The sequence below is a fragment of the uncultured Nostoc sp. genome (assembly GCF_937863485.1).
Classification (GTDB): domain Bacteria; phylum Cyanobacteriota; class Cyanobacteriia; order Cyanobacteriales; family Nostocaceae; genus Nostoc.
In genome coordinates this window covers 18344-30591 of record NZ_CALMFY010000133.1, presented here as the reverse complement: position 1 = coordinate 30591, position 12248 = coordinate 18344, and the positions used below count along the sequence as shown (strand labels likewise).

The window sequence follows — 12248 nt, the reverse complement described above, 5'->3', positions numbered from 1 at the left end:
ATGTCTACGATGGGCTGTGCCTAAGCACTTCTATGAAATAGTTGAGCGGCAAAGATGACCTATGTCTTGTATCCGATTACCTGTGTCCCGCCGTTCCAACGAAATGTTGTACCGATGTTGGTTTCTCTTAGTCGCTCCATCTGTTTAGAATTGAACGATATTCCGAATCTTTGTCGTCCATATCACCTAAATATATGCGACAGTGTTTAGGAACAGCATCATAGGCTTGGCGCAAATACTCCTTATTTGCCTCGTTTGGCTCATGCTTATATTGTGTTAATGCCTGTCGGCAAATCTCTCCTGTTGTTAGCTGCCCATTGAGTCGTCGGATCTGGTCTTCAACTTCTTTAACAAACTCCTGCTCCTCAACTCTTGACTTCACTTGAAGGGCGGTAAAATTAAGACCAGACACCATCATTGAGACTTTTGCTCCTTCAGGCAGATGAGTTCTGACCCAACCTTTGCTCACCTTTTCTTTGAAACCATTAAAGTCAACCATTCCCCAGCAATCAATTCTGCCGTCTTTATAAACCTTAATTTCGGTGACAAAATAGTGGTCTCCATTCTTGATAAAGGCTTGCAGAAATATGCCAGGAATGGTTACGCCATCAACTATGCGATAGATCGTGTTAGAGAAGGACATAATAACAACTCATCGTTATACAGTAGTTGGTGACTCATCAAGTTACACGTATTGGCACAACTATTTATTATGCAGAATTTTTCTATATAACTGTTCTAAACCAGTTTTATATAGCTAATTGAGGAACTGCCAAGCTTGATTTGAACATGAAATACTTGCGGTGCTTATGCCAATATTTACTTCTGCCTTAGCAAACAGTATGTACTGTACTCTTGGGATGATCTCGGTAGAACCCCCAGAAGGTTTACCATCTGCGTAATGTTCAAATCACAAAATTTTGGGCAATACTGAGTTTATGTTTTTACCTAACAGCAAAAACACGCAGTGGAGGCACAACAATGTTGGCTGTACCCCTACAAACACTGTATTGAACTCAATTGAAAACTATTCTTACGATCCCCATAAAGTCTTAAAATATTGTTAATTTCTGCCAAACTTCTCAACCTTCAACTTACAAGTATCACCCCAAAATCACTATGGCTATCGGCTACGTTGCGCTTGTACTCCACGCACATCTGCCCTTCGTTCGTCACCCGGAAAGTGACTACGTGCTGGAGGAAGAATGGCTCTATGAAGCCATCACAGAAACCTACATCCCTTTATTGAAAGTATTTGAAGGCTTAAAGCGAGACAGTATCGACTTTAAAATCACGATGAGTATGACACCACCTTTAGTGTCGATGCTTCGTGATCCTCTGCTGCAAGAACGCTATGACGCACACTTAGCTCAACTAGAAGAACTTATACAACTAGAAGCAGAACATAATGTCAATAACGGGCATCTTCGTTATTTAGCCGAATATTACGCTACTGAGTTTAAGGAAACGCGTCAACTATGGGAACGTTACAAGGGTGACTTAGTTACAGCTTTTAAGAAGTTCCAAGACAGTAACAACCTGGAAATCATCACTTGCGGCGCTACCCACGGCTATTTACCGTTGATGAAAATGTATCCAGAAGCAGTGTGGGCGCAAATTCAGGTAGCCTGCGAACATTACGAACAAACCTTTGGACAAGCACCCAAAGGCATTTGGTTGCCTGAATGCGCCTACTATGAAGGTTTAGAGCGGATGCTAGCCGATGCTGGGTTACGCTACTTCCTGACTGATGGGCATGGCATCCTTTACGCCCGTCCCCGTCCGCGCTTTGGCACTTATGCCCCAATTTATACAGAAACTGGTGTTGCTGTCTTTGGTCGAGATCATGAATCGTCCCAACAGGTATGGTCTTCTGAGGTGGGCTATCCTGGGGCGGCGGAATATCGAGAATTTTACAAAGATTTGGGCTGGGAAGCAGAATATGAGTATATCAAGCCCTACATTATGCCCAATGGTCAGCGGAAAAATACGGGCATTAAGTATCACAAAATTACGGGCCGTGGCTTAGGTCTATCAGATAAGGCACTCTACGATCCGTATTGGGCGCGAGAAAAGGCGGCAGAACATGCTGATAATTTTATGTATAACCGAGAGAGGCAATCGGAACATCTCTATGCTATGATGCAACGCCCACCAATTATCGTTTCGCCCTACGACGCGGAGTTATTTGGACATTGGTGGTATGAAGGTCCTTGGTTCATCGATTACCTATTCCGCAAGTCGTGGTATGACCAAGAAACCTATGCAATGACCCATTTAGCAGACTATTTGCGGGATCAGCCAAATCAGCAAGTCTGTCGTCCTTCGCAGTCAAGTTGGGGTTTTAAGGGTTTCCACGAGTATTGGTTGAATGAAACGAATGCGTGGATTTATCCGCATTTGCACAAAGCCGCGGAACGGATGATTGAAATCTCGCATTTGGAACCAGAGGATGAATTGGGGTGCAAAGCGCTCAACCAAGCGGCGCGGGAACTGCTATTAGCACAATCTTCTGACTGGGCATTTATTATGCGGACGGGAACAATGGTACCCTATGCGGTTAGACGGACGCGATCGCATCTGATGCGGTTTAATAAGCTCTACGAAGATGTGAAAATCGGCAAAATTGACAGTGGTTGGCTAGAAAAAGTCGAGTTAATGGATAATATCTTCCCCGAAATCAACTATCGCGTCTACCGTCCGCTATAGTCTCACACAAAGTAATCAACAGCAGTAGGGTGGGCATTGCTCACCCTATATTAGTAGTAAGGAGCGTTTATTTTACCAACAACAGAGCAAGCCTTAGCCTGTGTACGGGTTTGTCAAATGCTGTCAAATCTTTTCCGTTTATTTCGATTTGACGACAAAACAGGGCAAGTTTACATCCTAGCTGGAGATAAACTTCAAATCATCGTTTTGAGTAATGGTATTTGGGATTTTGTCAATGAACTCGAATTATGAGCAAATGAGTTTTACAGAGTTGAGAGCTTATGTCGTGGAAAACCGTGAAGACATTGAAGCTCTACGTTTTCTGATGAGCAAACGCGACCCTAATTCCAAAGGTTATCCTATGCCTGTGACAGAAGCTGATATGCAAGCCCAGATGGAAATCATCAGGCGCAAAATTAATGGAGAACTTTGAGATTATTGTCTAACTTCAGTAAGTATAATTAGGGTGGGTAAATCATACTCACGCTATTATCTTATTGACACTGCCGGATTTAGCTAAAGGCTATCTGGATCAATATTTAATTCTCGGAGTTTAGCCGCTAATCTTTGCGCCTTTTGCTCCGTTTGCTGTCGAGCCTGTTCTGCGGCTTGTCGTGCAGATGCTTCCTCTTCATGAGTTAGGAGTGTTTGACCCGTAGCTGGATTGTAAAAACGCAGTTTTCCTGCTTCCAGGCGTAACTCTAGTCCCAAAACTTGACTAAGTAGGGACACTGTACCATCTGGCAGGGTATTGGTTGCCACTGGGAAATAATTACCATCGACTAAGTGTAAACCCTGGAGTTGGGGATTGAGATAATCGCCTGTGGGGTCATATTGGAAATATTCACGCACTCCCAGAAAGGCATAAATTCCTTTCTTTGCACCTTGGTCTTTGCTGCGGGTAGTTTTTGAGGTAATCTCTAGGACAAAATCTGGGGTTTTATTCTGTTCTTCCCAGGTTTTGTAAGAACGTCGGTCACGGTTTTCTACTCCAAACACCACAAATACATCTGGGGCTACAACTGATTCTGGATAACCTTTTTCGTAGTAAATAAATAGATTACCAGCGACGTATACATTTGGACGATTTTGAAAATAAATCCGTAGCGCATTTCTTACATAAGTCAAATAACTGCACTGGATATCTCCTTCAGCCATTGGCTTACCGTCCTCATCTGGGTACTCAATCGGGGTAACGGGGATATACTCTACTGAGGCTGTCATGGGCAAATCCCTCAACTCAACTAGGGCTAGATTCAATACTATCGCTCAAAATCCTGTCGCTAAGACTGGGAGGCTGAGAAATCACCAAAAATTCCAAATCACAGTCGCTTTCATTGAGCATCTGATGATAAATATTAGGCGCTTCCAGATATGATAAAGAAAAACTGGTGCGATCGCTGGTGCAGCGATTTGTTATGGCGCAACCCCAAACCGAGAAATGTTCGCTTACTCTACTTGACTGTCGGTTGTCAAATATGCAGCAAGCTCTTCTGAAATAACAAAACGAGCAACTTCATTATAAGTAATTTCGTAAATCAGTCCGTAATTCTCTAGAATTCGTAATTTGTTTCTCAAATAAGAGTGATCTTCAAAATAGTACGATAGAACCATATTATTAGGGTCTGAATCGTAAACCCATTTATTGCTTAAAATGACAAATTCACGGATAAATGGATACTCAGACAAGTCATTTTTCATATCTGCTAGAAGCTCTGGAATTAGTTTCTCAACGGACGATAATACGCTGTCTGATTGTTTAGGCAACAGAAGGCTGGGCTTAACGACACTCTCACGCGAAACTCTTAACCCTGAAAGCGTCTTCTCGATTTTTTCGAGTGTCCGTACCATTTTTTCAGGATTATCGTTTCCGATGGTAATTGGTGGAAGTGAGCCAACAACTTCAATTGGTGTTTCATAAATATAACGATTTGCAGAAAGATCGTAGTACTCTACTTTAAGAAGAATATCTTTTCCAAATCGCTCTTCTGCTTGAAAAAAAGTTGCTACATCAAAGAAGAAAGGATTGTGACGATCAATGAGATAGTTTTAGCGGAAAAAGTTTTTCAAAGTTCTTCATCATCTGAGGTGGAGGCGAGATTGTAATCTTGACATCGACTGCTGGAGCTTCGGTAAGAGCAATAATACCAAGTTGAATAGCTTGTTCTCTTTCTGGTTTAAGTCGAAACAGATGAGTTAATCGCGGTTTTGAAAAGTGCCGTTTAGCCCAAATAGCATCAACAATAAAGTGTTTAGCCTGAACTGTATGGGCACCTGCTCAGATGTAGTAGTGGTTATCTGGAGCCATGTGTGGAGCAAAATAACTCTCATGAATCACAACTAGCAAAACTGCCGAATCAGTTTGGATTGTTCCTCTACCAAATGGATCTTGTATTAGCTTGAGGTCATAACTAGGAACTGGCTCCACTTGACTGATTATTTGATCAACCCAATCGCGTAAATCTTGCCTCCCAATCTTCAGAAGCAACCCCTTATCCGCATTACCATTACCGTCAACACCACCAACAAAGCAACCGCCTCCAGAATTTGCAAAGCCTGACACTGCACAGCTTAGTTTCTTTTTGAGTTCATTGTATGAAGTATCACTTGACTTAAATTCAAAATTATCATCCTCTGCAATTGGAAGTTGCGTTAAGTCAAAGGTTTCAAGGTTGATTTTAGACATACTGCTAAACGATAATACCAATAACCTCAAACTAACACTCAACAGATTCTTCCATAAATTATTTTTGAAAAAGGTCTATTTGGTTTATGCTTTTAAAGTATTTACGCTCAAAGTCTAGTAGCAGTTAACTCCCAAATTTTTAGGCTTTCTGTAAATAACGTTAAAAAAGACAGGCTTATTGCCTGTCTCGTAAGTAATGATTTAGCAAAGAATTTAGAAATTCATCTCAGCAGCTTGGACTTTCTCAACCTGCTTCTTCTTCAGCACCAGCATAACTTGAGCTAACATCACAAGAGCGATGAACGCAATCATCCCTTTGACTCTAGAGACGTCTTGCAGTACGATTTCTGTATCTGATTGACCGAATCCACCAACATTCGGGTTGCTGGTCAAAGCATCACCAGTCTTAACTGCTTGCCCTTCGGAAACAAGTAGTTCTGGCCCTACAGGAATCGTATCAACGACAACATCACCAGATTCAGGTTGAATGTTGACTAGATATTTTACGTTACCGTCTGCATCTTCCTCTTTGGCAATCTTGGTAATTGTGCCAGTAGCGTCAGCGTTGTAAACAGTATTGTTGCTCTTTTCACCAGTGGGATAAACTTGTCCGCGTCCCCGGTTAGCACCTAAGTGAACTGAATATTTACCGAAGTGGATGTTTTTATCAGTTGCGGGGTTGGGAGAAAGAACCGGGAAGACGATTTCCTGATACTGTTCACCAGGTAAAGGCCCGACGATGACGACATTTTCTTTGTCTTCGCTGTAGGGTTGGAAGGGAGTGTCGCCAATTTCTGCTTTAAGTTCTTCGGAAAGACGGTCTTCAGGAGCAATCTTAAAGCCTTCAGGTAGCATCAGTACAGCACCGACGTTCAAGCCAACCTTGGAACCATCAGCACCAACTTGCTGGGCGCTTAAATCGTAAGGGATTTTCACCACAGCTTTAAATACAGTGTCAGGTAGCACCGATTGAGGAACTTCCACTTCTGTAGGCTTGGCCGCTAAGTGACAGTTAGCACAAACAATCCGCCCAGTTGGTTCGCGGGGAGTTTCGGGATAGGTTTGCTGTGCCCAAAAGGGATAGGCGGCAGCAGATTGGGGAAGAGCTAGATCGCTGGTAAAGTAAAATGTCAGGGTAGCGATCGCTATGAGCAATGTTTTTACAATCGCTCTAGCACTGCGAGTTAACCTCGCTGTTATGAAAACATTTCTCATCTCTAATAAGGGCAACGATTCTCTGATGGATTGGTCAACAGTCGAGGTTCAAAAGTTGCGAGCTAAGAGTTAGGAGTTAGGAGTCTAAAATTTAGACTTTGGACTCTAGACTTTTAACTCAGCACGGGCTAAACGCCCCGCTATCGCTAACAGTACGTGCTAAACCATAGCTATCCGCTAACAGCACTGATTAAGCCCACCAAGGTGCATCACCTGTGCGGAAGTCAGTTTCAGTCCAAGGTGTCAAAACGATTTTGTCGTCGTTTACATTAGTATGGGCCAAAGGCAGAGACAGAGGTGCTGGACCCCGGACAACTTTGCCAGTTGCATCGTATTGAGAACCATGACAAGGGCATTTAAACTTGTTCTCAGCAACGTTCCAGGGGACGACACAACCTAAGTGGGTGCAGATAGCGTTAATGCCATAATCTTTGATTGCCTCTTTGCTGTCTACCACAATATAGGTGGGATCTCCCTTTAGTCCTTGGACTAAGTTGCGATCGCCTGCATTCCGGTTTTCTAGAAATTTAGCGACGCTAACATCGTTACCTAGCTCGTCTTTTGCCGTTACACCGCCACCAGCACCACCAGTTGCGGGTGGAATAAAGTACTTGACAACGGGATACAATGCACCCAGAGCCACTCCAGTGACAGTCCCAAAAGTGAGCAAATTCATGAACTGACGACGCCCCATATCGGGCACGTCTGCTGATTCAGAAAATTGAGCCATAATCTACGCGCTCTTTGTGTATTTTGTTAAGCATTTTGACAAAAGTACTAGTACCTGAGGAACTCTTGTCTAAGTCGAAATGCTAGCGCTCACAACGATGCCATACTTCTCTGTTCCAAGATATATTTAGCATCTTTTCTGTTAGCATTACATTTCTTTATATCCTTATCATACTGGAGTCACGGAACTTAACATCATAACTAAATGTAAAATCTGATTGAGAAAAGCTATGACAGGACAGGAATTACATCAGATATTGCTTGATAAGTGGGGATACTCTTACGATGTCCAGTTCCGGCGGGTACAGGGAAAGATATTTTTGCAAGTAATGTGGAAATACCTGGAGCAAGCTTCTTTTCCCTTAAGCGAGGCGGAGTACCAAGAGCATCTTGATAGCATTGCTAATTATCTTCATGCCTTGGGTGGGTCAATACAAGTACAAAAATTTATTGCCCAAACACGCGATCGCCCCCGGCTCGGTAAAGCTGTTAGCATTCCTCTAGATTTGGGCGAACGTTCTTCGGAATGGATCTTATGACCTACTATTCCATTAATATTAATAATTTTCTGAGTAATTACAGTGTTTTTTATACAAAAGTACTGCATTGCCACTACATCAGTCCAATGAAACAGGAGTCAGCCCCAACTCTTGGAGACGCTCTTGCGTTCGGGGAAGTCAAAAGGAGCCAGTGCGTTGGGGAGCCAGCGCGGTCTTCTCCCAAGGGGAGACGCCAAGGGCGATGGGGGTTTCCCCCATGAGCGACTGGCGTCCGGCTCTGCCGACTTGTACCCCTACGGAGATCTTGCTAGCAAGAGCGTCTCCGACAGGAGAAGCAACTGGCGTCCAAAAGTCACTCATTCAAACATTTTGAACCCCATAAATAAATTTAGTTGCTCTGAGTCAACTGACGTAGTATTTCTTGTACTACGTATCTCGAAATACATTTTTTTTATTTTCCATAAATAAATTTAGGGGCTTGTACCTTTTTGTTTCTGGTCATAATTCAGAATTAGTGAATACTTTACCCATAAAAGTATAGAGTTTTAATAAAAAAGAATATTTAATACTTATTTTGCCCACAAAGAGCAAGGTTTTAAACAAATATCAGGAAACTCAAATGAGCCGCCAACCATTGCTAGACTCAAATCGTTCGTATACTTTTAGTAATTACTTTGAGCTAGGGTTTGCGGTTGACGATTTAGTTGCTAAATTTGGCTATTCCTTCGAGCGGAAACTTCTTAATTTACCACAATATTCTGGCACATTAGACCGACTTGGTGACCTCAAGCAATTGATGAAGTTTTACCGGATGTAGACTTGGAGAACAAAACTACACGCCGGGAAATGCTAATTGCGCCAATTGTTACCGATTTAATTCACTATTCCCACGCTAAATTACGAATTGAATACACTATCAAAGTTGATAACCGACTTCAAGGTAATTTTAATTATTTCCTCAGAACACAAACTAGTTTAATTGTGATTGAAGCCAGGCAAGCAGATATAAATAGGGGATTTACACAACTGGCAACTGAGATGATAGCTCTTGACAGGTGGACTGATTCTACTCAAACAGAAATATTAGGAGCAGTAACAACAGGTAATGTTTGGCAATTTGGCAAGTTATATCGACAGACACAGTGTATTGAGCAAGGAATCAACCTGTATCGTGTTACTGAAGAGTTGGAAATAGTGGTTAGGATCTTACTAACTGCACTCATCAACTAAGTTGAGATTTTTTGGAATTTGGAATTGAAGCAGTGCGATCGCATTATTTACCTGTGAGCTTAACCAGTCCAACACCACCGAAGTAAAGTGCTAAAACTGCTCCTGCTAAAAGACTTTGAGTTAGGGGGTCAGTAGAAGGTGTAAGGACGGCTCCTAAAACCACTGCTCCCATAATCACGTAACGCCAACCAGAAACCATCCGTTTAGAGGAAACAATATTTAAATTACCAAGCAACAATTGGATAATGGGAATTTGAAATGCTAAACCGGTGCTGAATAACAGTAGCAGCACAAATTCAAAATATTTATCAATTGACCAAAGTTGTTCAACTACATCTGCTCCGTAGCTAATGAAAAATTTCAAAGCTGCGGGGATAAGCAGTAAATAGGCAAATACTAACCCAGCCCCAAACAGCACACTCGAACCCAAAACCACAGGCCCCAGTAAACGGCGTTCGCGGCGAGTCATTCCTGGAAGCACAAACTGGATAATCTGGTAAAGAATGAAAGGACTAGTAAGTACGAAGCCAGTATAAGCTGCAACTTTGAGAGAGACAAAGAAATATTCTCCCGGTGCGAGTTGGAGAAATTTTACTCCTTGTGCTGGAACCTCAAGTAGCTGAACAATCGGCTTAACGGCAAAGAAACAGCCAATAATACCCACCGCTACGGCAATCAGCGAATAAAAAATGCGCTGTCGCAACTCTTCTAGGTGGTCGAAAAGGGACATTTCGACTTCACCTGGCAACTCATCAAGAGGATCAGTGTCTGAGTTGCCATATTCTTCTGGGTCGATGTTGGGAAGGTTTACACTATCTACATCTTGTGAAGGCGTCATGGGTTAGCTAGTAGGCAACATTTGTAACTGAGTGCTGTTGGGCGTTTAGCCCGTGCTGTTAGCGGTAGAGGGGCGTTTAGCCCGTGCTGAGTAATCAGCAAGATTTTTCACTTAGCACTTGGAACTCGGAACTAACTTATAATTAGTACTAATGCACTTGATATATGTCCTGTCCTTTGTGAACGGTCTTTTAACTCAGCCCTCTTCATTATTTTATCTGGGGAATGCAGCTACCAAGATATGTTTTTGGGTGCTATAGGTTTTTTGTCCTGTTTTTTGGGGTTGCATCTGCATAAGTTAGTAGGAAGCCATCTTGTAGGCAATGCCTAACCTAAAAAAAGGGTGGAACCGATAATTTATAAATCACGTCTCTGCAACTAGTAGCGCTGGGTAAATTCACACAACATCAACATAATATAATACTCAGTTTTAAAAATCCGGTTCATCAAGGTGGCATCTATACATACATAGCGCAATCGGAAATTTTTAGCTGAGGTTGGGTATGAAGCGGACAATTTGCATTGCCCTAATGGCATTGCCTGTTTATTTATACAATGTTGAGCTAGGCAATACTAGTAGCAGTGACTTGCCAATTGTCAAAGACCAGTTTCCCATAATACCTGCTCTAATTGCTTACAGTACAAATGCTCAGTCACGCATATTGCCGTGGCAAATATCAGCTAGAGATGACCAAACCGAAGATTGCCTTCGGGCTGGTACTTGCAAAGATTGATACTAAGTCGTAATTCGTAATACTCACCTCCGGTGAGAAGCAAGCTACGTAACTCGTAATTCGTAATTTGTAATTACGGCAGTCCCATCATCAAAACAGAAAATTAATGGTTGTAGAAAATCAAGGGACAGTAGTGGTTACAGGAGCATCGACAGGAATTGGTCAGGCGTGTGCTTTGCTTTTAGACCTGTTGGGCTTCTCTGTTTTTGCTGGCGTGCGTCAAGATATTGATGCTCAAACACTTAAACAAAAAGGGTCACAAAGGCTCATTCCAATTTTTTTAGATGTTACTGACGCTGAATCGATCGCATCTGCGGTTGATCAAGTAACAAATGCAGTCGGTGGTGCGGGAATTTTAGGTTTAGTGAATAATGCCGGAATTGCTGTCCCTGGCCCCTTAGAATTATTACCGATCGCAGAATTTCAACACCAGATGCAGGTTAATGTCAGCGGACAATTAGCAGTAACACAAGCATTTCTTCCTCTCTTACGCCAAAGTCGGGGTCGAATTGTCAATATGGGTTCCATTGCTGGTAGAAGTCCGACGCCGTTCCTGGGAGCTTACAATGCTTCCAAATTTGCGCTCGTTGCACTCACTGATGTCATGCGGATGGAGTTACGTCCTTGGGGAATCTCGGTTTCAATTATTGAACCTGGTGCGATCGCTACCCCAATCTGGGAAAAGTCTCTAAGTCAATCTGAAATAGCACAGCAGGGTCTACCACAATCGGCACAAAATCTTTACGGTAAGGCGATGAATATTGTCCGCAAGAAAATGCAGATTATCGCATCTGGGGGAATTTCTGCGGATATTGTCGCTCAGGTTGTTGTCCAGGCGCTGACTGCAAAACAACCCAAGACACGCTATCTCGTTGGACAAGATGCCAAAATCGGATCTGTGCTGAAGCATATTTTGCCTGACAGGCTGCATGACAAGATAATTTTATACTCAATGGGGTTGTAGATTATTTTCTTTTCAGTTCACCGATTCTCACTACTTCAGGGATGGTCACCCTAAATGCAGAAGCTGTCGTGAACAAAATCGTGATTTTCATCAACAAAATCGTGATTTTCATCAACAAAATCATGACTTTCGTCACCAACATTATGTTGATTTAGGAACGAGATATAAAATTGAGTCAAAGAGCTACCATAGTACAGTTTAATTACCTGAAAATTGCTGTAATAGAACTCTATGTTCAAAAAAACTTCAAAATTGTACTCAACAGTACCTTTTTTTGTGTTGGATATTTTTAATATTCATAAGAGTACCTTATTAAATATTGGCAATATTAGCTAGTTATACTTATAGTAGTATTTCTGCTTACTTAAAATCAAATATCAGCATTGCCATGTGTTACATCCAACCTATATATACAGCAGATTTCAGATTGGTGTAGTAGACAAACTGGTACAGCTTGGCAAAAATTTAGCTACCATCTGATTAACCAAGCAACGGGCAAAATCCCGTTGTTAAACATAGGCAAACTGACGCCACAGTGTACTAACTCTCAAAGCCATATAAAAAGACTGTTTTATTCCTGACTGTTGCTGTATATGAACAATTAACCAGAATGCTGCTAGTTTAGTTAGTAGTTTGAGTGAGAT

The 12248-nt window shown here is 42.1% G+C and carries 15 protein-coding genes; 8 read left to right on the top strand and 7 right to left on the bottom strand.

The annotated features are described in order from the left end of the window. Window positions 1-127: 127 nt before the first annotated feature. Window positions 128-643, bottom strand: a complete 516-nt coding sequence (locus Q0541_RS17920; protein WP_298912871.1) for a hypothetical protein — start codon at window positions 641-643, stop codon at window positions 128-130. A gap of 476 nt (window positions 644-1119) precedes the next feature. Here Q0541_RS17920 and Q0541_RS17915 point away from each other — a divergent pair, with 476 nt between their 5' ends. From Q0541_RS17915 to Q0541_RS17905, 3 genes are all read left to right on the top strand, one after another. Next, window positions 1120-2709, top strand: coding sequence for a glycoside hydrolase family 57 protein (locus tag Q0541_RS17915; protein ID WP_298912868.1), 1590 nt, complete (start codon window positions 1120-1122; stop codon window positions 2707-2709). A gap of 117 nt (window positions 2710-2826) precedes the next feature. Continuing rightward, window positions 2827-2961 carry a hypothetical protein gene (locus Q0541_RS17910; RefSeq protein ID WP_298912865.1) on the top strand — a complete coding sequence of 45 codons (135 nt, stop codon included), beginning with the start codon at window positions 2827-2829 and terminating at the stop codon, window positions 2959-2961. Continuing rightward, window positions 2945-3142: a hypothetical protein gene (locus Q0541_RS17905; RefSeq protein WP_298912862.1), complete on the top strand. Its 198-nt coding sequence runs from the start codon at window positions 2945-2947 to the stop codon at window positions 3140-3142. The genes Q0541_RS17910 and Q0541_RS17905 overlap by 17 nt, the downstream gene beginning before the upstream one ends. Before the next feature lie 83 nt (window positions 3143-3225). On the opposite strand, the gene Q0541_RS17900 is transcribed toward Q0541_RS17905, so the two are convergent. The 5 genes from Q0541_RS17900 to petC form a co-directional block, all read right to left on the bottom strand. Beyond that, the gene (locus tag Q0541_RS17900; protein ID WP_298912859.1) at window positions 3226-3933 is read right to left on the bottom strand and encodes a Uma2 family endonuclease; all 708 of its coding nucleotides are present in this window, start codon (window positions 3931-3933) and stop codon (window positions 3226-3228) included. A 225-nt stretch (window positions 3934-4158) separates the two neighbouring features. Continuing rightward, complete coding sequence (locus Q0541_RS17895) at window positions 4159-4560, bottom strand: hypothetical protein (RefSeq protein WP_298912856.1); 402 nt, start codon at window positions 4558-4560, stop codon at window positions 4159-4161. A gap of 427 nt (window positions 4561-4987) precedes the next feature. Continuing rightward, window positions 4988-5395: an ATP-binding protein gene (locus Q0541_RS17890; RefSeq protein WP_298912853.1), complete on the bottom strand. Its 408-nt coding sequence runs from the start codon at window positions 5393-5395 to the stop codon at window positions 4988-4990. A 213-nt stretch (window positions 5396-5608) separates the two neighbouring features. Next, window positions 5609-6610, bottom strand: coding sequence for a cytochrome f (petA, locus tag Q0541_RS17885; RefSeq protein ID WP_298912850.1), 1002 nt, complete (start codon window positions 6608-6610; stop codon window positions 5609-5611). Between the two features lie 190 nt (window positions 6611-6800). Continuing rightward, complete coding sequence (petC, locus tag Q0541_RS17880; RefSeq protein ID WP_298912846.1) at window positions 6801-7340, bottom strand: cytochrome b6-f complex iron-sulfur subunit; 540 nt, start codon at window positions 7338-7340, stop codon at window positions 6801-6803. 229 nt (window positions 7341-7569) lie between these two features. On the opposite strand from petC, the gene Q0541_RS17875 reads away from it, so the two are divergent. From Q0541_RS17875 to Q0541_RS17870, 3 genes are all read left to right on the top strand, one after another. Further along, complete coding sequence (locus tag Q0541_RS17875) at window positions 7570-7878, top strand: DUF3067 family protein (protein WP_298912844.1); 309 nt, start codon at window positions 7570-7572, stop codon at window positions 7876-7878. Between the two features lie 580 nt (window positions 7879-8458). Then, on the top strand, window positions 8459-8656 hold the full coding sequence (locus Q0541_RS34500; RefSeq protein ID WP_366941895.1) for a hypothetical protein: 198 nt from the start codon (window positions 8459-8461) through the stop codon (window positions 8654-8656). Window positions 8657-8658: 2 nt separating this feature from the next. Further along, on the top strand, window positions 8659-9069 hold the full coding sequence (locus Q0541_RS17870; RefSeq protein WP_366941894.1) for a hypothetical protein: 411 nt from the start codon (window positions 8659-8661) through the stop codon (window positions 9067-9069). A 43-nt stretch (window positions 9070-9112) separates the two neighbouring features. Here Q0541_RS17870 and tatC read toward each other — a convergent pair whose 3' ends face one another. Further along, the gene (gene tatC, locus Q0541_RS17865; protein ID WP_298912842.1) at window positions 9113-9907 is read right to left on the bottom strand and encodes a twin-arginine translocase subunit TatC; all 795 of its coding nucleotides are present in this window, start codon (window positions 9905-9907) and stop codon (window positions 9113-9115) included. Window positions 9908-10409: 502 nt separating this feature from the next. On the opposite strand from tatC, the gene Q0541_RS17860 reads away from it, so the two are divergent. Together Q0541_RS17860 and Q0541_RS17855 are read left to right on the top strand one after the other, a co-directional pair. Further along, on the top strand, window positions 10410-10640 hold the full coding sequence (locus Q0541_RS17860; protein WP_298912840.1) for a hypothetical protein: 231 nt from the start codon (window positions 10410-10412) through the stop codon (window positions 10638-10640). A 106-nt stretch (window positions 10641-10746) separates the two neighbouring features. Then, on the top strand, window positions 10747-11604 hold the full coding sequence (locus Q0541_RS17855) for an SDR family oxidoreductase (protein ID WP_298912838.1): 858 nt from the start codon (window positions 10747-10749) through the stop codon (window positions 11602-11604). The last annotated feature ends 644 nt before the right edge of the window (window positions 11605-12248 follow it).